Here is an 18286-nt window from a genome sequence, read left to right on the forward strand (position 1 = left end):
AATTTCACAACCGCGTGCACCTGGCCGATCCTATCGGGAGCTGCCATCTGGCAGGAAGTCATCCGCCAGATGGCAGTCCGGGCTGCCAATGGCGTCGCCCCATGCCGAGTGTCAGAGCAGGCCCAGCGACTTCAACCGTCTGTACAAGGTCCGCTCGCTCATGCCCAGATGGGCTGCCAGTTCAAGGCGCGTGCCCCGGAAAGCCTTGACCACTTCCCTCAGTCCATCGTCGTCCCACCGATGGGACGCCTGGATGCCGCTGCCTGAAGCCGCCGGGGGGCGGGCGTCGGCCCCGAGTTCGGCCGGCAGGTACTCGGCGCGGATGATCCCGTCATCGGCGAACAGGCGCGCCCGGTCCAGCACATTGCGCAGTTCGCGGATGTTGCCGGGCCAGCTGTGTTGCTGCAACCGGGCCATCGCCGCCGGTTCGACCGACATGCGTTGCTTCGCAGGGGCGCCGCGTTGCAAGAACGAATCAACCAGCATCTGAATGTCGGTGGCGCGCTCTCTCAGCGGGGGCAGGTGGATCGGGAAGGCGCTGATCCGGTAATAGAGGTCCTGACGGAATCGGCCATCTTCCACCATCTGGGCCAGCGGCTTGTGGGTGGCCGCCACCAGCCGAAAATCAGCCTGCTGGGTCTCCAGGCTGCCGATGCGGCGGAACGACCCCGACTCGACCAGCCGGAGCAGCTTCACCTGCATCGACAGCGGCACATCGCCCATTTCGTCCAGGAACAGCGTGCCGCCTTGCGCTGTCTCGACGAGGCCTTTCTTGCGCGAGTTGGCGCCGGTGAAGGAACCCCTCTCGTGGCCGAACAGCTCGCTTTCGAACAGCGTCTCGGTGAGCCCGGAGCAGTCGACGACCACGAAAGGGCCGCCCGAGCGATCGCTGGCCTCGTGGACGGCGCGGGCGAACAGCTCCTTGCCGGTGCCCGACTCTCCGAGGAGCAACACGGGCAGCATCGACGGACCAACGCGCTGCACCGCCTCCAGGGCGGCATTGAAGGCGGGGGAGCGCCCGACGAGCCCCTCGCCGCTGGGCTGGGCCGAGGCATGGCGCACGGTGGCCAGCCGCTCGACATAGGCCACGACCTCACGGTGCTCGTCCAGGATTGGACGAAGCTCGACATCGACCTGCTCGGGACCACGGGGCGTGTGGTGGATGTGCAGCACGCGATCGGGCCCCTTCAGCTCGAACGACTTTTTCATCGGGCAGTGCTCGCCCGCCTGGTCGCACGGCACGTCGTAGTGGTGCGAGATGCGGAAGCACTTGTGGCCGATGTAGGGCTTGTCGACCGCCGCGAACTGGCGCTTGTAGGCGGTGTTGGCCGCCAGGATGTTGTAGTTGGGGTCGAGCATGATCATCGGCTGCGCCTCGTGCTCCAGGAACGAGATCAAGGCCTGGACCTGCGGTGCCGAGCGCAGCAAAGGAGGTTGTGGCGAGGGTGAGGTGGGCATGCGCATGCTCGATGGGTTGCAGGCCATTGTGTGCCGTGACTGCCAGATCCTGCCAAATCTGACTGCCACTTTCCTGCCAAACGCTGACGTGGAACAAGAAAACGAGGTCAACCGCGGCGCGGCGAATCGACGTTTTGCCCATGAGGTCGTGGTTCCCAAGGGCGGGGAACGATGGACTCCAGCCTTTGGCACGCTTCTTGGATTGCCAAGTGCATGAGCGTTGCCGACAGCCCCCTCCAGCGTCACCTCGCCACCGCCGTGGTGGTGAAGCTGGCGTTGTTGGCGGTGCTGTGGTTCGTCTTTGTGCGCGACGCTCATGTCGCCGTCGATACCGAACAGACCGCGGCCCACGTCTCCGGCGTGCCGCCCGGACCAGGAGCCAAGCCTTGATCTCAGAACAACTCGTCGATCTCTCGCGGCTGCAGTTCGCCGCGACCGCCCTCTATCACTTCCTCTTCGTCCCGCTGACCATTGGGATGGTCTGGCTGCTCGTGATCATGGAGAGCGTCTACGTGATGAGCGGCCTTGTCATCTGGAAGGACATGACGCGCTTCTGGGGCAAGCTCTTCGGCATCAACTTCGCGCTCGGCGTGACGACCGGCATCACGCTCGAATTCCAGTTCGGCACGAACTGGGCCTATTACTCCCACTACGTGGGCGACATCTTCGGGGCACCGTTGGCGATCGAGGGCTTGATGGCCTTCTTCCTCGAATCGACGTTCATCGGCCTTTTCTTCTTCGGGTGGGACCGCCTGCCGAAGACGCGCCACCTGATGGTCACGCTGCTGATGGCGATCGGAACCAACCTCTCCGCACTCTGGATCCTGATCGCCAATGGCTGGATGCAGAACCCGGTGGGCGCGGAGTTCAACTACCAGACGATGCGCATGGAGATGACGGACTTCTGGGCGATCGTCTTCAACCCGGACGCGCAGGCCAAGTTCGTGCACACGGTCTCGGCCGGCTACGTGACCGGTGCGATGTTCGTGCTGTCGATCTCCAGCTGGTACTTGCTCAAGGGGCGCGATGTCGAGTTTGCCAAGCGAAGCTTCCGCGTAGCTTCAGCCTTCGGCCTCGCCTCGGTCCTCAGCGTCATCGTGCTGGGCGACGAATCAGGCTACACGGTGGGAGAGGCCCAGCAGACCAAGATGGCCGCCATCGAAGCCATGTGGGAGACCGAACCGGCCCCAGCCTCCTTCAACGTGATCGCCTGGCCGAATCAGGCCGAATCCAAAAACGATTGGGCCGTTGAAGTGCCTTGGGTGATGGGCCTGATCGGCACGCGCTCGCTGACCCAGCAGATTCCCGGCATCAAAGACATCAAGGACAAGAACCGGGCGCGCATCGCCAACGGCATCATCGCGGTGACGGCCCTCGACACCTTGCGCAAGCACCGCGACGACGCGGCCGCCAAGGCGGTGTTCGAGGCGCACAAGCAGGACCTCGGCTTCGGCCTGCTCCTGAAGAAGTACGTGGTCGACGTTCGCCAGGCCACGCCCGAGTTGATCGAGAAGGCCGTCAACGACACCGTGCCGCGCGTGGCGCCGATGTTCTGGTCCTTTCGTGTCATGGTGGGGCTGGGCTTCGCCATGCTGGCCTTGTTCGGCCTGTCGTTCTGGGCGACGCTGAGGTCGGCCTACCCCCGGAAGCGCTGGCTGTTGAAGTGGGCGCTCTGGATGCTGCCGGCCCCGTGGATCTCGTGCGAGCTCGGCTGGTTCGTCGCCGAATACGGCCGCCAGCCCTGGACCATCTACGGCGTGTTGCCGACACACCTCTCGGTGTCGACGCTCAGCATCGGAAGCCTCTATGGATCCCTGGCGGGTTTCGTCGGGTTCTACACCGTGCTGCTCGTCGTCGAGGTGTACCTGATGGTGAAGTTCGCGCGCCAGGGCCCCGGCAGTCTCGGGACGGGGCGGTACGACACCGAGCCCACTCACTTCGCGACCCCGGTTGGGGCCTGAGGGAACAACATGCTTGACTATGCGACATTGAAAGTGATCTGGTGGCTGCTCGTCGGCGTGCTGCTGGTGGGTTTCGCCATCATGGACGGCCACGACATGGGTGTCGGCACGCTGCTGCCGTTCGTGGGCAAGAACGATCCGGAACGCCGGGTCGTCATCAACACCGTCGGCCCGCACTGGGACGGCAACCAGGTCTGGTTCATCACCGGGGGTGGCGCCATCTTCGCCGCCTGGCCGATCGTCTACGCCACGGCCTTCAGCGGCTTTTACTGGGCGATGCTCGCGGTGCTCTGGGCGCTGTTCCTGCGGCCGGTGGGCTTCGATTACCGCAGCAAGATCCAGGATGCCCGTTGGCGCAGCACCTGGGATTGGGGGCTCTTCATCGGTGGCGCCGTGCCGCCGCTGATTTTCGGGGTGGCCTTCGGCAACCTGCTGCAAGGCGTGCCGTTCAGCTTTGACGATTACCTGGTCTCCACCTACACCGGCACCTTCTGGCAACTGCTGAACCCCTTCGCGCTGCTCGCAGGCGTCGTCAGCAGCGCGATGATCACGATGCACGGCGGCATGTACCTGGCCCACCGCACCGAGGGCATGATCCAGCGGCGCGCGGCCCGTGCCGCCGTTGGCGCCGCGATCATCATGGTGCTCACCTTCATCGGTGCGGGGCTGTGGCTCAGATTTGGCGGCATCGAAGGGTTCGTGATCACCTCGGCCATCGACCCGGGCGGCTTGCCGGACCCCCTGGCCAAGACGGTCGCCCGTCAGGCAGGTGCTTGGTGGCTCAACCATGGCAAACAGCCTTTGATCTGGCTCCTGCCCGCGATGGGCGTCGGCGGTGCGGTCTTCGCCTGCGGCCTGGTGATGGCCCGAATGACGCTGGCCGCCTTCGTGGCGTCGTCGCTGGCGATCATCGGTGTCATCGGCACGGCGGGCACCAGCATGTTCCCGTTCATCATGCCCTCGTCCACGATGCCAAACGCGAGTCTGACCGTGTGGGACAGCGTTTCCAGCCCCATGACCCTGGGCCTGATGCTGGGCGCGACCCTGGTCTTCATGCCGCTGATCCTGCTCTATACCTCCTGGGCCTACCGCGTGATGCGCGGCAAGGTCACGCTCGCGCACATCAGCGCCAACGAACACAACGCGTACTGAGAAAGCAAAGCCATGTGGTACTTCGCCTGGATCCTTGGAGTCGGCTTCGCCGTCTTGCTGGCCATCGTGAACGCGATGTGGGGAGAGACCGAGGAGGCGCGCGCCCAGGCGGGCGATCACCTTCTGGGCAAGGACCCGCACGCATGAGCGCCACGGCGGACAAGGGCCGATCGACTGCGCGCCTGCAGGTCCCCAGTCTGGTGGTGGGCCTGGTGATCATGCTCGGAGGGACGGTGTACCCGCTCCTGATGGCCAACTCCAAGGGCCAGGCCGACCATGCCCTGGCTTCCTTGCTGTTCTGGGCGATGAGCGCAGGCTTCGTCCGCGGGTTCGGCTTCGTCCCTGAATCGCGCGCGTTGCGCTGGCTGTTCTCTGGTTGGGCCTGCCTGGCGGCACTGCTGCTGGCCGGGGCCATCAGGTTGACTTGCTGAACCGCTCGTATTGGAGCTCACCTGCAGACCAGCCGAGCACCTGAATGACAAATGCGTCCACCCGGGCGCGTTTTCATTTCTGTTTCTCCTGCAACCTCTTGGCCGCGCCTTCCTTCTCTTCGGCGATGGCGGCATCGCTGGACAGCGTCAAGACCGACATCCCAACACGACCATAGACACGCTGGATGACCAACTCGCCGCCTTTGACCCTCATCGAGCATACGGTTTGGTCGAAGCTGGCGCTGCCATCGGGATGCGACCCCCTGCTGTCCTTGCAGGCCAGGCCTGGGTACTTGCTCGAAACAGTTCCAACCACTTGGCTGAAGCTCGTTGATTCGAACAAGAACATGAGCGACCGAAGCTTGTTATCGGTTCCAAAATCCGCCGATGGGCCTAAATGAACGAAGTAGGAAGGAACGCCGCCGATGGTGATGCTTTTCCAATTGGGCACCCCTTGCAACACCTGCTCAGCGTTGCCACCCAGTTCAAAACCACTGAGGTTTACAACTGGCTCTGGCGCTTTCTTGGCGCATCCTGCAAGTAGAGCCAGCGCTACCGCGATCCACGTCTTCTTCATCTGAAACCGTCCCTTCTTGATGTTGATGCGCAGTTTGCCCGCCCCGTCCGCACGCGCTGCAGTGCCGATATCAAGTCGTGCGCAGCTCATGCCCGCTTAGAGGTGGAAGTAGGTTGCCTAGGCTTGAACGACGAATGACCCGCTCGGGTAATGGTTGCAGATGAACTCCACGAAGGCCCGGACTTTGGGGCTTTGCAAGCGCCGTGACGTGTGCAGAACCCACAGCTCGACCTCGTCGCCGGCCATGCCCCACGACACCAATTCAACTTTTTCCAGCATCCCCCCGATGATCGATTGGGGCAGCATGGCGGCCCCCGCGCCCGCAGCAACGGCATCGCGGACAGTCAGGAGGGAAGACAGCCGCAGCACAGGCTGTGGTTCGACGGTGAGTTGACCATCGCCAACGGACCAGACCTCTCCATCGCGATAGGTTGGCATGACAACGGCCGGAACCTGAAAAGTTTTGTTTTTGCGCCGCTTCGGCATTGGAAAAGATGGCGCCGCAGCGAGGACCAACCGGTCCCTGGCGAAACACCTGCCGACCAGCGCGCTGTCCTTGCTCGGGTTAATGCGGATGGCAACGTCGAAATGCTCGTCGACGAGATTGGCGAGTCGGTCTTCGGACACGGCTTCGATCTGCACCTCGGGATAAATAGCCTGGAACGCCGCTGCCAGGCGTCCCAATGCCACTTGAGAAAACAGCAGCGGCGCCGCGATGCGAAGACGGCCTCTGGGGGCCACCAAACCATCCCGCGCCGCCGCGACCGCTTCGGCAACCTCGCGCATCGGTCCCTCGATCCTGGCCAGCAGCAGTTGGCCGGCTTCGGTCAGTGCCAGGCTGCGCTCGCCTCGCTCGATGAGCCGAATGCCCAGGGCTTCTTCGAGATCGGCGACACGGCGCGACAGGGTGGCCTTGGACCGGCCACTGGCGCGGCTGGCTTTTCCAAAGCCGCTGTGAACGGCCACCAGTTGGAAATCCTCCAAAGCATTCAAATCCATGGTGTCTCAAATTTGGTTCGATTTGTCTCGATTTTAGAGTCTTTGTTTTGGTTATGAAACCTTCTATTGTTCAGCCATCGCAACCCCGAACCCAAAGGAAATCATCATGACCATCCTCGTTACCGGTGCCACGGGCACTGTCGGCCGCCAAGTCGTTGAACAACTCGTCAAGCGCGGTGCCGCTGTCCGCGCGCTCGTCCGCGACCCCTCGAAGGCCAGCTTTCCGGCGGGCGTGGGTATCGTTCAGGGCGATCTGCTCGACGTCGATTCGCTGCGCAGCGCCTTCTCCGGCGTCTCGACGCTCTTCCTGCTCAACGCGGTGGTGGCCGACGAGTACACCCAGGCGTTGATCGCGCTCAACATCGCCCGCGAGGCCGGCATCCAGCGGATCGTCTATCTGTCGGTGATCCACAGCGACTTGTATGTGAACGTGCCGCACTTTGCGGGCAAGTATGGCGTGGAGCGCATGATCGAGCAGATGGGCCTCAACGCCACGATCCTGCGGCCCGCCTACTTCATGGGCAACGACCTCACCATCAAGGACGTGGTGACCGGGTACGGCGTCTACCCGATGCCGATCGGCAGCAAGGGCCTGGCCATGGTCGACACGCGCGACATCGCCGAGGTCGCGGCCATCGAACTCCTGCGCCGCGAGCACTCTGCCGTGCCGCTGCCGCTCGACCGGATCAACCTGGTTGGTCCTGACACGCTGACCGGCACGGATGTCACCGCCATCTGGACCGACGTGCTGGGTCGCCAGATCGCGTATGCGGGCGACGACACCGCCGCGTTTGAGCAGAACCTGCGGCAGTTCATGCCGAGCTGGATGGCTTTCGACATGCGCCTGATGAGTGAGCGTTTCATCACCGATGGCATGGTCCCTGAAGCCGGCGACGTTGAACGGCTGACCAAGCTCCTGGGCCGCCCGCTTCATGCTTACCGCGAATTCGCCAGCCAAGTCGCGACCTCGGTCTGAGTCCAGCCGCGACGCCCGCCTGTTCTTGCCCGCAGGCCTCTGCACTCGTTGCGACGTCGTGGAGCAAAGCGCGACGCACTTCGTGCGCGAAGCCACCATCGTCAACGAACTGTTCGAAGACGAGGTCTGGGCCCTCCAGCTTCGCTTCTATTGCTACCTCGGCCTGCGCGGCAAAGAGCCGGGCGGCCCTGAGGAGCAGGCCGAACAGGCCCAGTTCGACAGCGACAAGGGCTACAAGGCCGCCTTGCTGTCGACGCTGAAACAAGCAAGGAGAAATGAATGACGAATGTCTGGTCCCCATTGAAGTGGGCTCCCTGCCACTTCCGCACGGTGGCGAACGCCTCACCCATGCAGTACTTGACATCGAGCTTCGCGATACCTCGCCTGCCGGGCAAACAGGTCTGGGTTGCATCGCATTGATAATCAAGACCTGCCCCCCGCTTGTTCGAGATGCCTACCTTTCATCATGGATAAATTCTTGCTGCAGCAGCAGGTGCTGGAACGGCTCGCCGAAGACCTGCTGCAAGCCGAACAGGCAGCGCGGGCGGCCCATGAAACGGCGACTCACGAAGAAAACATCGCCGAAAACAAATACGACACATTGGGACTTGAAGCCGCCTACCTGGCGACCGGCCAAGCACGTCGTGCTGAAGCCATCCGCCAGGCGATGGCCCATTGGCGCCAATTCCGCCCGCGCCCCTACGACGCCAGCAAAGGCATACAGCTCGGCGCGCTGGTCTGCCTGGTCGATGCCGACGACAAGCAGCAACAGCTCTTTCTCGGCCCGGATGGGGGCAGCATGAAGTTGGTCAGCGGCGCTCAGCTCGTTCAGGTCATCAGCAGCGAAGCCCCTTTGGGCAGGGCCCTGCTGGGTAAATGCGAGGGTGATGAGGTGTCGATACAGGTCGCTCCCGTCCGACAGCAGTTTGAGGTGCTGCGGGTTCATTGACGGTCCGCGGTACTTTCAAACTGGCCATTGGGCCCGGGGCGTCAACGGGGCATGGAAGACCGCTGTGCGGCCCAGACCGTGCATTTGCGGGGGGCGACATCATTGGCAGCCATCGCTGCGAAGCAGGTGCACAAATTGGCCCGCAAAGGGCCGCGTCAAACCAGGTACGGTACGTTCAGGCATTCAGCTGGACTGGCAACCCCGAAGGGTTAGGACGAACTTAGAACTCCAGTTTCATCAGCAGTTCTAGGGCCGGCACTGTCCGGCAAACACCGCGGGCAGGGCCCAGTCCCCACGAACAAGAGGTGTTGCATCTTGCAGCGCGGCCATGCACGCTTGCGCACGGAGGGCGGTCGTTGCTTGCGGCCCCTGCTTTAAGCGCTTGCTGTGGCTGAACGCTCCAATTGCCGCAGCCTCTCGATCAATTGCCGGGCATGGGCCGGCAGCACTTCTGCATCTCTCACGCAAATCACAAGAGACCTTCCGGCCCAAGGGTCCGTCAGCGAAATGGCTTTTGCCTTTGCGGACCGAGCGTAACGCTGGGCCGCTGATCTTGGAACCACGCCCAGCCCCACCCCCTGCCCAACCATTCGACATATGGCTTCGAAGCTGCGCAGGCGAATTCGATAACGTAGTCGCACACCCAGGCGGCGTGCATGGCCCGCCAGGTGATCATCCAGTGCGCTGCCTGCCTGCAAGCCGACCAGCGGGCAATGAGCCACCTCGGCAAAACTGACCTGCTTGCGGCGGACCCACTCGTGGTCGCGCGGCATCACGAGCATCAGCGGGTCGTTGCCGAGCAAGAACGATTGCAAACCCGTGGTATCGACCGAATCGGCAAGAACACCGATGTCGCACGTGTTGCCGCGTATCGCGTCGACGATCTCCTGGCTGGCGCGTTCGTCCAGATCGACCGATATGCCGGGATGGGTACAGAGAAAATCAGCCAGGCGATCAGGCAGCCAGTCGCTGATGGCCGCGCTGTTGCACATCATGCGGACATGGCCGCGCAGGCCCGATGCGTGGTCCCCCAAATCACCTTGCATGCGATCGAGCTGCTGCAAGACGATGAGTGCGTGACTTTGCAGCGTTCGGCCCGCAGGCGTGGGCGATATACCGCGCCTGTCGCGCACCAGCAGTGGTATCCCCAGGGCAGCTTCCATGCCGCGTATGCGCTCGCTGGCCGATGCCAGCGTTACAAAGCTGGCGGCGGCACCTGCGGTGATCGTGCCGGCGTCCAGTACGTTGACAAACAGTCGGAGGTCGGTGAAATCGAAGCTCATGGCGACTAAGTTATCACGCCATGCCTCAGGCTGCGACGAAGGCAGGCTACGCCAATGCCAGCTTGTGGGATGAGCAACGCCCGCCAAGAATTGGCCCATGACCGAATCATCGCCCCTTGCCGTCGCACTCATTGCCACCGCCGTCTTCCTGCTGGCTGGTCTGATCAAGGGGGTGGTCGGACTTGGCCTTCCCACGGTCGCCATGGCTTTGCTCGCCCTCGTCATGCATCCCGCTCAAGCAGCGGCGTTACTCATCGCCCCATCACTGGTGACCAATCTCCTGCAGTTGCGTCCGCTTGCAACCATTGGGCCCCTCGCACGCCGTCTGGCTCCCATGCAGGCGGGCGTCGTGCTGGGCTCGCTGGGCGGGGCGATGTGGCTGGGCGGAACCATGGGCCCTGGTGCGGTGGCGGCACTGGGGGGCGTCTTGATGGTGTATGCCGCGTGGGGCCTTCTGGGCGTGAGGGTGACCTTGTCAGGCCGGACCGAACGATGGCTGGGCTCAGTGGTGGGCGTGATAACCGGCCTGGTGACAGCCGCCACGGGCGTCTTCGTCGTTCCTGCTGTGCCTTATCTCCAAGCGTTGGATCTGAGCAAGGATGAATTGGTCCAGGCCATGGGCATTTCATTCACGGTTTCCACCGCTGCGCTCGGAGTGGCTTTGTTCGCGCAAGGGTTGTACTCGACCAGCGCGGTCGCGTCGTCGATGCTCATGCTGTTGCCGGCTGTGGCAGGCATGGCAGTCGGGCGGTGGGTGCGTGCGCTGCTGTCGCCTGCCATGTTCAAAGCTTTGTTTTTTCTTGGCTTGGGGCTACTCGGTCTTTATATGGCCACGAAAAGCTGATCCAGCACCGCTGCCAAACTGCCGCTTTGCACATAGGTCTTGATACAGAGGTGGCGGGCCTCAACGCGCACCATGCCGGCGGCTGAGCCGCACGGCCAATGAGGCGCCCGCGGCCACCGTGGCCAGCGCCACCACGCCCATCCAGCCCCAGCGAGCCAGCGCCAGGCTGCCCAGCGCCGCGCCAGCCGACATGCCGATGAACATCCCGGTGAACAGCAGCGCATTCAGGCGGCTGCGGGCGGCGGGGTCCAGGCTGTAGACCACGGTCTGGTGGGCCACCAGCGTGGCCTGGATGCCGAAGTCGAAGCCCACCGTGGCGGCCAGGATGAGTCCGATCTGGGCCTCGCCGGGCAAGAAGATGCCCAGCCCCATCACGGCGAAGGAGGCCATGGCCAGGCCGGCACCCAGGCGGGTTACCAGTTCAGGGCCGCGCCGGTCGGCCAGCCGACCAGCCAGCGGTGCGGCCAGCGCACCGGCCGCACCCGCCAGCCCGAAGTAGCCCGCCGCTTCGCTGCCCATGTGGTATTGCTGGTGCAGCATCACCGCCATCGTGGACCAGAAGGCGCTGAACCCCATGGACAACAGGCCCTGGGCCAGGGCTGCACGGCGCAGCTCGGCGTGCTGGCGCCACAGTTTGGCCAGCGAACCCATCAGCTGGGCGTAGCCCATGTGGCTGGTCGCCGGCAGGCTTGGCAGACCGCGCCAAGCGGCCAGGCCAAAGACCGCCAAACTGGCCGCGGCCACCTCGTACACGGTGCGCCAGCCCCAGCGCTCTGCGATGAAGCCGCTGGCCACGCGAGACAGCAGGATGCCCAGCAGGAGCCCTGTCATGACGGTCCCGACGGTCTTGCCCCGGCTGGACTCGGGCGCCAGCGTCGCGGCGGCGGGCACGATGTCCTGAGCGAGCGTCGCCGTCAGCCCCACGACCAGGCTGGCCGCCAGCAGGGAAGGCAGCCCTGGCGCCAGGCCGGTGGCCAGCAGCGCCGCCGCGAGCAGTGCTGTCTTGACCAGGATGAGCCGGCGGCGATCGAAGCGGTCGCCCAGCGGGGCCAGCAGCAAAATGCCCAGCGCATACCCCAGCTGGGTCAGCGTGGGCACAAAGCCGGTATCGCGGGCACTGGCGCCCAGCGCGCCGGACAGCACGGCCAGCATGGGCTGGCTGTAGTAGATGGACGCCACCGCCAGGCCGGCACCACTGGCGAGCAGCAGCACCAGCGGGCGGGGCAGGTCGCCAGGTTGGTCAGCGGTGGCGTTGCCGCGCTTCAAAGACATCGAGCTCATGATGGGACTCCAGCGAAAGGTATGGCTTGATTCTTGTTGCGCATGACAAATTGTTGTAGACGGCTGATATGAACATCGGATATACATTCCATGCATGAAGTCACCGAATTCAACCGCGCTGGACCGACTGGAGCTGATGCAGACCTTTGTCCGCATCGTCGAGGCCGGTAGCCTTTCGGCCGCGGCCACGCAGATGGGCAGCACCCAACCCACGATCAGCCGGCGCCTGCAATGGCTGGAGAAGCTGCTGGGCCTGCGGCTGCTGCAGCGCTCCACCCACACCATGCGGCTGACCGAGGACGGTGAGCGCTGCTACGCCCACGCCAAGTCCTTGCTCGAGAACTGGGCCGCGGTCGAGGCCGACCTGCGCGGCGCCAAGGATCAGCCCCGCGGTCAATTGCGCGTGATCGCGCCGCACGCCTTCGGGCAGGAGGCCCTGATCAAGCCCTTGGCGGCTTTCCTGGCGGACTGTCCCGAGGTCAGCGTGGACTGGCTTCTGCATGACCGCGAAGCGAATCTCATCGCCGAAGGCATCGATTGCGCCATCCACGTTGGCGGCGTGCAAGACCCCTCTCTGGTGGCCGTGCAATTGGCGGAGGTGCCACGCATCCTGGTGGCCTCGCCCGTCCTGCTGGACCTGGATGCGCCACCTCGCAAGCCGGCCGACCTGCAGGCGCTGCCCTGGCTGTCGCTCCCCCATCTGCACCAGGACGAGCTCGATCTTCTTCAGCGCGGCACGGGCCAGCGCGAGCGAGTGCGCTTAAGCCCTCGGCTCAGGACCGACAGCCTTTATGCCGCGCGCAGTGCCGTGCGTGAGGGGGTGGGTGCCGCGCTGGTCTCGGCATGGCTGGTGGCCGACGATCTGGCCACGGGCCGCCTGTGCCAGCTCATCCCCGACTGGGAGGCATCGGCGCTACCGGTGCACCTGGTCTATCCGTACGCCCGCATCTACCCCGCACGGTTGCGGGCCTTTGCCAACGTCATGCGACAGGCCATGCCGGGCATTGCTGGCATGCGGCCGCCAGGGGTTCGGTGAGCGACCTTTTGCGCTGCAGAGCAGGCCCTCGCCAAGCAAGGGCCGCTCAAGGCTGGTTGCTGCCGCTCACTACGAGGATGCTGGGCGGCGGCTTTTGATATGACAGCCGTCCCGTTCAATCCGTCCTGGTGATCCGGTCTACAAGGCGGCGCGTCCAGGGCGCGGCCAGCAGCACCGCCGGAAAGGCCAGCCCCCAGGCCGTGACCCATGCTTGCATCCAGGTGGCCAGGAAGGTGGCGCTCAGGCCTGCCGCACGCAGTGTCGCCACGCCTGAAACGAGGAGCGACATCACGCCCGACAGCAGCAAACCAGACAACAGTGGGGCGTGCTTTCTCGCGATCATGCTGCCTCCGCGGCCAAGCGCTTCACGACCGAGGCGACGTGCTGGCCGAACAGGCGAGCCGTCTTGGTGTCCCCTGGTGCGAACGCGTCGGCGGGCGAGCCATGCCCGGCTTGCGCCATCAGGCCGGACCAGGAGCCCAGGCGGTTGACGGCCTCGTCGTAGGGCACGCCTTGGTGTTGCTCCGGAAGGAATGGGTTGCCCACCCACACCATCCCGTGCTGCATGCTGAAGACGAACATTGACATCAAGGTGGATTGCTTGTCCCCGGCCGGCAGCGATGACACCGTGAACCCCGCGGCCACCTTGCCCTTCAGGCCTTGGTTGCGCCACAGGCGGCCAGTGGCATCCATGAAGGCTTTAAAGGGGGCCGATACGCCGCCCAGATAAGTGGGCGAGCCCAGGATGAAGCCATCGTAAGCGGTCAAGGCGTCGGGCGAGCCTGCCAGGTCTTCAACGCGCAACAGCGCCACGTCTGTGCCTGGGACGCCGCGCGCGCCATCGACAATGTGCTGCGCGATGTGCGCGGTGTGCCCATGGGCGCTGTGGTAAATGACGGCGAGCTTGTTCATGGAGAGTGCCTTTCAGCTTTCAGAATTGAACTTGCGCGATCAGCGAGGCCGTCAGGTAGAGACCCACGCCGAAGACGCTGTGGTTGACAAGGCTGCGAATGCAACTCTTCAAGGGGGAGGGGGTCTTGCTCGCGAAGATCCCGGCGCCCATGGCGGGTTGCATGACAAGCAGGGGCGCGGCCACGGTGAGCATGCCCACGGCGAGTGCCGGGAGCAGCGTTGGCCTCATCATCCAGTCGGGGCTCACCGCCACGGCGAGCAATGAGGCAAAGGCCGCGCCGACCGCGTAGTGGGTGAGCCAGCCCAAAGCCAACTCGCCAGGAATGGGGTCAGCCTTCGAGATGGCCTGGTGGGCCCATTGCCCGCGCAGCAGGTGGCCCACCCATCGCCCGATCAGGCCGAAGCTTTGGGTGGCAACGCCCATGCGCCTGAGCAGGTAGAGCCACACGTCCATGACGGCCGTGGCGCCGAAGCCGATGAGGGCGATCCGAAAAATGTCTTGCAAGGTGTCCATTGGCGGGCCTCTTTGGGTTGACTGATTGACCGATGAAAGTCACTATAGAAGTTGAAGTCAACTTCAAGTCAAGAGGTTTTTGATGGACATCTCCGAGGTCGCCAAGTGCTCTGGCGTTCCGGCATCAACGCTGCGGTATTACGAGAAAGTCGGGTTGATCAGGTCTACCGCGCCACAAGGGACGCGGCGGCAATTCGCAGCAACCGTGCTGGACCAGTTGGCCTTGATTGCGCTGGGGCAGGCGGCGAGCCTGTCTCTGGAAGAGATCCATTCGATGCTGTCGCCAGCGGGCAAGGTGGATGTTGACCGGCAACTTCTGGCGGCCAAGGCCGACGACATCGATGCCACGATCAGGCAACTCAGAGCCGTGAGCCGTGGGCTGCGGCACGCAGCCGCATGCCCCGCGCTCAGCCATGCGGAATGCCCCACCTTTCAAGGGTTGCTCAAGGCCGCGGCTTCAGGGGCTTTGGATCGCCAACGTGTTGGGCGCAAGGTGGCGCCGAAAAAGGGATGACTGGGGGCTGGTGGTTTGGTCGAGGGCGGAGGTTCAAGGCGTCACGGGGAACAGCTGGTCAAGGCTGGTCTGAGACGTTGAGAGGAACAGATTTGGTGGCAGCTAAGCTGCCCTAAGCTGCCTCTCAACGACCTAAGTTCCCGGCTGGGAATCCGTGGCGCTGCCATGTTCGTTCAGAGGTTGGACCTTCTTTTTCCAGAACTTTGCATAAGAGGGGCCTTCCGACTTGGGCGGGTACTCGGGCTCAGTTACCTTGATTGGCGTGGGCATTGGGAAATCAACACCGACCAAGATTGCCTCCCCTTGACCAAGCGTTGGCAGGAAGGCTGCAGCGCTACCGTCCAGATTGCCGCAGGCCTTCTCGACAATGTCGCGGTCACGTTCGTTTATCAGGCGATGCACGATGAACATGCCCATCTGGCTCAACACATCTTCAGGGATGTCACGTGGGCGCTGAGTCGCAAGCAGAGTCGTCAGACCGTACTTTCGACCCTCTTTCGCTATCAGGCCGAAGGCGTCGAGCGACACGCGGTTGTTCTCGTCACCGATGGCCTTGCTCAAGAACTGATGGGCTTCATCGAGAACCACCACCGTGGGCATCTGTTGGAACGTCCCATTCCGTGCCAGGCCAAGAAGATGCCGCCCGATGGCGTTGATGAGCAGCTCACGCGCGTGGTGTTCAAACGGCAAGTCGGCCAAGCTGATCCTTAGCACGGCATCGTCAGACACGAAGAAGGATTGAATCTCTTCCGTCAACGCAGCGAACTGCTCAGGCGCGAAGAGGCATCGAAGCGCAGTCGATCGGGTGATGCTGTGTATCTTGGACACCAACGTGTCGCAGTAGCCTCGAGTCCGGTCATCAGAGTTACCCCATTTGGCGTAGTTCGGATTCGATGAAGTCCCGGCGCTTTCATGCACACACTCTTCGTACACCTGCCTTGCCAAGTGCTTGATGACATACCTTGCACCATGTGTCTCGACCTTGGCCTCGTGCTTGTTCACCGCATAGTTGAAGTCCTTTTTCTCCGTGTTCGCCTTCACGTACAAATAAGGCTCTTGGTCGCCGTGCAGGACGTAGTTCAGTTTCAGGCTGCGCAGGGCTTCCCGCAGTTTCGGGACCTGGGCGCCAGGTGACGGCTGGAAAATTGCGAATAGGTCCGTTTCGGTGAGGTCCCAATACGGGAAGGCAACAAACTTGCGAGTGTCTTCCGCACCCTTAGGTGCGCCGCCGAGGTGCACAGAGCGAACGCCTTTGGTGAACGTGTGGAACTCGCCACTGGGGTCCACAAGGAGAACCTTGCCTCCGAGTCTGGCGGCTTCCTGAATGATTCGAGCGACGGTCCAGCTCTTGCCTCCCCCGGTCGCTCCCAGGACCGCGCAGTGACGGCCAAACAAGTGGGCCGGGCTCACGTTGACCATGGTGCTCGGGTCATGCGGAATCGTGGCGAGCTCGACTGCACCCGCGCTGGAGACAGAGTGCCCCTCGACGATGTGCTTCACGAGAAGCGGGTGCGCAGAAAAGACGTGCTGCCCGATGCGGGGATGAAACGGAATTCCGGAGATGACCTTGGCGGTCGCAAGCTCGAGAGTCGTCAGGAGCTGGACAAAACCGATGGGGTTGGCGTCTGGGGGAGCGCCCAGGGAGGGTTCGGCCTTGAGCCGTTCGTTGTCGGGCAGCTTCACCTCGGTGATGCGCCCCAGCACTGCAACACCTTCGCCCTCAATGAAGATGAACTCCCCGACCTGGCCGCCGAGCACTGCATAGCCCGAATATTGATGGGGGGCAACACCCGCAGCCTTCGGCAGATTGATGCGAGCACTGTCCGGCCCAACGAAGGTGACCGCACCAATGTAGCGGCTGGGGTCAAACGGACTTGTTGCGAGCCTGCCTGTCATCCTGCCTCCCGCATCAGTCTGATGCGCTCGTAGTGCTGTTCGAGGTCGGTTTCAGCCGCGATGTCCGGCATCAACGGAACGGCTTGCTCAAAGGTGGCGGAAATGAGCGCCAGGCGAGCATCGCCGTGCTCAATCAAGTACCTGAGCTTTGACAGGTACGAATTCTTCGCATCGTTGCCATCTTGGACACCCTGTTCCTTGTGTTCCCATGGACCGAGGCCGGGGTCACAGACCACGACCTTTAGGTGCAGGTTGGAATTGATTGCCGACAGTATTGGCTCAGCCAAATGGTTGTCATTGAACCCAAATCCCAAAATGAGAAGGCCGGTATCCGGCTGCCGCAATGCAGTTTGGAATGCCGACATCATCTCGAGATACGGCTGCTCGAATGACAACTCGTACTTTGTATTTCGCGGATAGATAAGCAGCGGCGATTCGGACGTGGCGTCTTTTTCAATCTCCCCGGATTTTTTGTTCTTCGTCCAATCTACAGAGCCGTGAAGTTTGTAGAGATGAAAGACGTTCGGAATGAAATCGTGACTGTCTGGGCTGCTTTCCCGTTTCACAATGTCGTACGAGAAGTAGAGCGAGTCGAAGACTTGCGGCGTTGTATGTGAAAAGCCGTCAACAATTACATAGCGCCCCTTGCGCGCGGCGTACTCAAAGCACAAGTCATAGTTGGTTGTAAAGACTTTTGTGCGCAGCTTTCGCGTGGACCGGCGGACAAGCCGGCGAAGAAAGTCGGCATGGAGGCCGACCTCGTCTTCAACATCCAGGAAGCGCACGCAATCGCGAACCGTTTGCTCGGCAGTGGCGATGAATTCCGTTACCAGCGCTTTGTCGCCCCCGTCTCCAAGGAACTCTTCTGCAATCTTGCAGTGCGAGAGCAGCGCCTCGATGTTCTCACCCTTCGCGGCTGGGAAGTGCGTGAGCGCAATGACCTTCTCGAAGAGCTCTTCGCGGTTTGCCTTGCACGCGTTCCACAAGTCAGCCATCGTGGGTGCGATGCGCTTGCTAGGCTGTGCTGCGCGTGGACCAAACTCCCCGGAAGCTTTCGACTGCACGTTCACATGCAGCGATGTACCGAGCCCTGTGAGAACGACAAGGTTGGTGCACCTGAAGCAGTCGGACAAGTTGCGGTTGATTTCTGCGAGTGCGGGGTCAGGGATGGTCCGTCCGCTGCCATCCTCTTGAGGGGCCTTAACTTCACGCCATGCTCCTCCATTCCTATATGTCAATACCTGCATATTTCAAGAGTCACAAATGAGTGTTTAAGGTTGTTTCGCGAGACATTGAGAACACAACGTGAGCTTACGCCGATAAGTGGCAGCTACTAACATGTTGCGTCCCGCATAATCATGCCGCCATCCGCAGCTGGCCCCAGCATCGGCGCTGCGCGATCTGCTGCCGTACCGCTGGAGGCCTGCCATCTGAGCTCCGGCCTTGCCGCGTCAAGATGACTGTGCCCGACGTACACGCCATCTGCAGCAGCACCCCGTACCG

Annotated in this window: 22 protein-coding genes; 12 read left to right on the plus strand and 10 right to left on the minus strand. The window is 62.8% G+C overall.

All coding sequences use genetic code 11. The features are described from left to right. Positions 1 to 111: 111 nt before the first annotated feature. Positions 112 to 1458 (minus strand): sigma-54-dependent Fis family transcriptional regulator, encoded by a 1347-nt coding sequence (locus tag LQ232_RS00425; protein WP_230177364.1) that lies wholly within the window; start codon positions 1456 to 1458, stop codon positions 112 to 114. Between LQ232_RS00425 and LQ232_RS00430 the strand changes: the two genes are divergently transcribed. From LQ232_RS00430 to LQ232_RS00455, 6 genes are read left to right on the plus strand one after another with little or no spacing between them, the layout of a single operon-like run. Then, positions 1457 to 1675 (plus strand): hypothetical protein, encoded by a 219-nt coding sequence (locus LQ232_RS00430; RefSeq protein WP_230177366.1) that lies wholly within the window; start codon positions 1457 to 1459, stop codon positions 1673 to 1675. The genes LQ232_RS00425 and LQ232_RS00430 overlap by 2 nt on opposite strands. Next, on the plus strand, positions 1672 to 1848 hold the full coding sequence (gene cydP, locus LQ232_RS00435; protein WP_230177368.1) for a cytochrome oxidase putative small subunit CydP: 177 nt from the start codon (positions 1672 to 1674) through the stop codon (positions 1846 to 1848). Before LQ232_RS00430 ends, cydP begins: the two co-directional genes overlap by 4 nt. After that, entirely contained in the window at positions 1845 to 3419 is a 1575-nt protein-coding gene (locus LQ232_RS00440) for a cytochrome ubiquinol oxidase subunit I (RefSeq protein WP_230177370.1), read from the plus strand. The genes cydP and LQ232_RS00440 overlap by 4 nt, the downstream gene beginning before the upstream one ends. A gap of 9 nt (positions 3420 to 3428) precedes the next feature. After that, on the plus strand, positions 3429 to 4571 hold the full coding sequence (gene cydB, locus LQ232_RS00445) for a cytochrome d ubiquinol oxidase subunit II (protein ID WP_230177372.1): 1143 nt from the start codon (positions 3429 to 3431) through the stop codon (positions 4569 to 4571). A 12-nt stretch (positions 4572 to 4583) separates the two neighbouring features. Further along, entirely contained in the window at positions 4584 to 4718 is a 135-nt protein-coding gene (gene cydX, locus LQ232_RS00450) for a cytochrome bd-I oxidase subunit CydX (RefSeq protein WP_230177374.1), read from the plus strand. Beyond that, positions 4715 to 5002, plus strand: coding sequence for a cyd operon YbgE family protein (locus LQ232_RS00455; RefSeq protein ID WP_230177376.1), 288 nt, complete (start codon positions 4715 to 4717; stop codon positions 5000 to 5002). Before cydX ends, LQ232_RS00455 begins: the two co-directional genes overlap by 4 nt. 73 nt (positions 5003 to 5075) lie before the next feature. Here LQ232_RS00455 and LQ232_RS00460 read toward each other — a convergent pair whose 3' ends face one another. Both LQ232_RS00460 and LQ232_RS00465 read right to left on the minus strand, forming a co-directional pair. Beyond that, positions 5076 to 5669, minus strand: coding sequence for a hypothetical protein (locus tag LQ232_RS00460; RefSeq protein ID WP_230177378.1), 594 nt, complete (start codon positions 5667 to 5669; stop codon positions 5076 to 5078). A 27-nt stretch (positions 5670 to 5696) separates the two neighbouring features. After that, positions 5697 to 6578, minus strand: a complete 882-nt coding sequence (locus LQ232_RS00465) for a LysR family transcriptional regulator (protein WP_230177380.1) — start codon at positions 6576 to 6578, stop codon at positions 5697 to 5699. A 106-nt stretch (positions 6579 to 6684) separates the two neighbouring features. On the opposite strand from LQ232_RS00465, the gene LQ232_RS00470 reads away from it, so the two are divergent. The 3 genes from LQ232_RS00470 (at position 6685) to LQ232_RS00480 (ending at position 8503) form a co-directional block, all read left to right on the plus strand. Continuing rightward, on the plus strand, positions 6685 to 7554 hold the full coding sequence (locus tag LQ232_RS00470; protein ID WP_230177382.1) for an SDR family oxidoreductase: 870 nt from the start codon (positions 6685 to 6687) through the stop codon (positions 7552 to 7554). An 82-nt stretch (positions 7555 to 7636) separates the two neighbouring features. Further along, a complete protein-coding gene (locus LQ232_RS00475; RefSeq protein ID WP_230177384.1) occupies positions 7637 to 7837 on the plus strand; it encodes a hypothetical protein in 201 nt (66 codons plus the stop codon). Positions 7838 to 8020: 183 nt separating this feature from the next. Then, positions 8021 to 8503 (plus strand): GreA/GreB family elongation factor, encoded by a 483-nt coding sequence (locus LQ232_RS00480; RefSeq protein ID WP_230177386.1) that lies wholly within the window; start codon positions 8021 to 8023, stop codon positions 8501 to 8503. A gap of 374 nt (positions 8504 to 8877) precedes the next feature. Here the strand turns inward: LQ232_RS00480 and LQ232_RS00485 are convergent, their stop codons facing one another. Further along, entirely contained in the window at positions 8878 to 9786 is a 909-nt protein-coding gene (locus tag LQ232_RS00485; protein ID WP_230177387.1) for a LysR substrate-binding domain-containing protein, read from the minus strand. A 97-nt stretch (positions 9787 to 9883) separates the two neighbouring features. On the opposite strand from LQ232_RS00485, the gene LQ232_RS00490 reads away from it, so the two are divergent. After that, positions 9884 to 10630, plus strand: a complete 747-nt coding sequence (locus LQ232_RS00490) for a sulfite exporter TauE/SafE family protein (RefSeq protein ID WP_230177389.1) — start codon at positions 9884 to 9886, stop codon at positions 10628 to 10630. Positions 10631 to 10690: 60 nt separating this feature from the next. Here the strand turns inward: LQ232_RS00490 and LQ232_RS00495 are convergent, their stop codons facing one another. Further along, positions 10691 to 11911 carry an MFS transporter gene (locus LQ232_RS00495; RefSeq protein ID WP_230177399.1) on the minus strand — a complete coding sequence of 407 codons (1221 nt, stop codon included), beginning with the start codon at positions 11909 to 11911 and terminating at the stop codon, positions 10691 to 10693. Positions 11912 to 12005: 94 nt separating this feature from the next. Here LQ232_RS00495 and LQ232_RS00500 point away from each other — a divergent pair, with 94 nt between their 5' ends. Next, the gene (locus LQ232_RS00500; protein WP_230177401.1) at positions 12006 to 12947 is read left to right on the plus strand and encodes a LysR family transcriptional regulator; all 942 of its coding nucleotides are present in this window, start codon (positions 12006 to 12008) and stop codon (positions 12945 to 12947) included. Positions 12948 to 13062: 115 nt separating this feature from the next. Here LQ232_RS00500 and LQ232_RS00505 read toward each other — a convergent pair whose 3' ends face one another. Genes LQ232_RS00505 through LQ232_RS00515 form a run of 3 tightly spaced genes read right to left on the minus strand, consistent with a single transcriptional unit; the run spans position 13063 to position 14373 of the window. Continuing rightward, positions 13063 to 13290: a DUF2798 domain-containing protein gene (locus LQ232_RS00505; RefSeq protein WP_230177403.1), complete on the minus strand. Its 228-nt coding sequence runs from the start codon at positions 13288 to 13290 to the stop codon at positions 13063 to 13065. Next, positions 13287 to 13859: a flavodoxin family protein gene (locus LQ232_RS00510; RefSeq protein WP_230177412.1), complete on the minus strand. Its 573-nt coding sequence runs from the start codon at positions 13857 to 13859 to the stop codon at positions 13287 to 13289. Before LQ232_RS00510 ends, LQ232_RS00505 begins: the two co-directional genes overlap by 4 nt. A 19-nt stretch (positions 13860 to 13878) precedes the next feature. Then, a complete protein-coding gene (locus tag LQ232_RS00515) occupies positions 13879 to 14373 on the minus strand; it encodes a DUF2938 domain-containing protein (RefSeq protein WP_230177414.1) in 495 nt (164 codons plus the stop codon). Between the two features lie 82 nt (positions 14374 to 14455). On the opposite strand from LQ232_RS00515, the gene LQ232_RS00520 reads away from it, so the two are divergent. After that, positions 14456 to 14887 (plus strand): helix-turn-helix domain-containing protein, encoded by a 432-nt coding sequence (locus LQ232_RS00520; protein WP_230177416.1) that lies wholly within the window; start codon positions 14456 to 14458, stop codon positions 14885 to 14887. A gap of 132 nt (positions 14888 to 15019) precedes the next feature. On the opposite strand, the gene LQ232_RS00525 is transcribed toward LQ232_RS00520, so the two are convergent. Together LQ232_RS00525 and LQ232_RS00530 are read right to left on the minus strand one after the other, a co-directional pair. Further along, positions 15020 to 16783 (minus strand): ATP-binding protein, encoded by a 1764-nt coding sequence (locus LQ232_RS00525; RefSeq protein WP_230177418.1) that lies wholly within the window; start codon positions 16781 to 16783, stop codon positions 15020 to 15022. Continuing rightward, positions 16780 to 17847 carry an SIR2 family protein gene (locus LQ232_RS00530; protein ID WP_230177426.1) on the minus strand — a complete coding sequence of 356 codons (1068 nt, stop codon included), beginning with the start codon at positions 17845 to 17847 and terminating at the stop codon, positions 16780 to 16782. The genes LQ232_RS00525 and LQ232_RS00530 overlap by 4 nt, the downstream gene beginning before the upstream one ends. Between the last annotated feature and the right edge of the window lie 439 nt (positions 17848 to 18286).

This window comes from Aquabacterium sp. CECT 9606 (genome assembly GCF_918741295.1).
GTDB lineage: Bacteria > Pseudomonadota > Gammaproteobacteria > Burkholderiales > Burkholderiaceae_C > Aquabacterium.

Bases quoted from the DNA above. Each gene is read 5' to 3' on its own strand.
- cydX (WP_230177374.1), top strand. From the start codon at position 4,584: ATGTGGTACTTCGCCTGGATCCTTGGAGTCGGCTTCGCCGTCTTGCTG.
- LQ232_RS00505 (WP_230177403.1), bottom strand. From the start codon at position 13,290: ATGATCGCGAGAAAGCACGCCCCACTGTTGTCTGGTTTGCTGCTGTCG.
- LQ232_RS00485 (WP_230177387.1), bottom strand. From the start codon at position 9,786: ATGAGCTTCGATTTCACCGACCTCCGACTGTTTGTCAACGTACTGGAC.
- LQ232_RS00470 (WP_230177382.1), top strand. From the start codon at position 6,685: ATGACCATCCTCGTTACCGGTGCCACGGGCACTGTCGGCCGCCAAGTC.
- LQ232_RS00465 (WP_230177380.1), bottom strand. From the start codon at position 6,578: ATGGATTTGAATGCTTTGGAGGATTTCCAACTGGTGGCCGTTCACAGC.
- LQ232_RS00495 (WP_230177399.1), bottom strand. From the start codon at position 11,911: ATGAGCTCGATGTCTTTGAAGCGCGGCAACGCCACCGCTGACCAACCT.
- LQ232_RS00430 (WP_230177366.1), top strand. From the start codon at position 1,457: ATGCGCATGCTCGATGGGTTGCAGGCCATTGTGTGCCGTGACTGCCAG.
- LQ232_RS00510 (WP_230177412.1), bottom strand. From the start codon at position 13,859: ATGAACAAGCTCGCCGTCATTTACCACAGCGCCCATGGGCACACCGCG.
- cydB (WP_230177372.1), top strand. From the start codon at position 3,429: ATGCTTGACTATGCGACATTGAAAGTGATCTGGTGGCTGCTCGTCGGC.
- LQ232_RS00520 (WP_230177416.1), top strand. From the start codon at position 14,456: ATGGACATCTCCGAGGTCGCCAAGTGCTCTGGCGTTCCGGCATCAACG.
- LQ232_RS00490 (WP_230177389.1), top strand. From the start codon at position 9,884: ATGACCGAATCATCGCCCCTTGCCGTCGCACTCATTGCCACCGCCGTC.
- LQ232_RS00515 (WP_230177414.1), bottom strand. From the start codon at position 14,373: ATGGACACCTTGCAAGACATTTTTCGGATCGCCCTCATCGGCTTCGGC.
- LQ232_RS00425 (WP_230177364.1), bottom strand. From the start codon at position 1,458: ATGCCCACCTCACCCTCGCCACAACCTCCTTTGCTGCGCTCGGCACCG.
- LQ232_RS00525 (WP_230177418.1), bottom strand. From the start codon at position 16,783: ATGACAGGCAGGCTCGCAACAAGTCCGTTTGACCCCAGCCGCTACATT.
- LQ232_RS00480 (WP_230177386.1), top strand. From the start codon at position 8,021: ATGGATAAATTCTTGCTGCAGCAGCAGGTGCTGGAACGGCTCGCCGAA.
- LQ232_RS00460 (WP_230177378.1), bottom strand. From the start codon at position 5,669: ATGAGCTGCGCACGACTTGATATCGGCACTGCAGCGCGTGCGGACGGG.
- LQ232_RS00500 (WP_230177401.1), top strand. From the start codon at position 12,006: ATGAAGTCACCGAATTCAACCGCGCTGGACCGACTGGAGCTGATGCAG.
- LQ232_RS00455 (WP_230177376.1), top strand. From the start codon at position 4,715: ATGAGCGCCACGGCGGACAAGGGCCGATCGACTGCGCGCCTGCAGGTC.
- cydP (WP_230177368.1), top strand. From the start codon at position 1,672: ATGAGCGTTGCCGACAGCCCCCTCCAGCGTCACCTCGCCACCGCCGTG.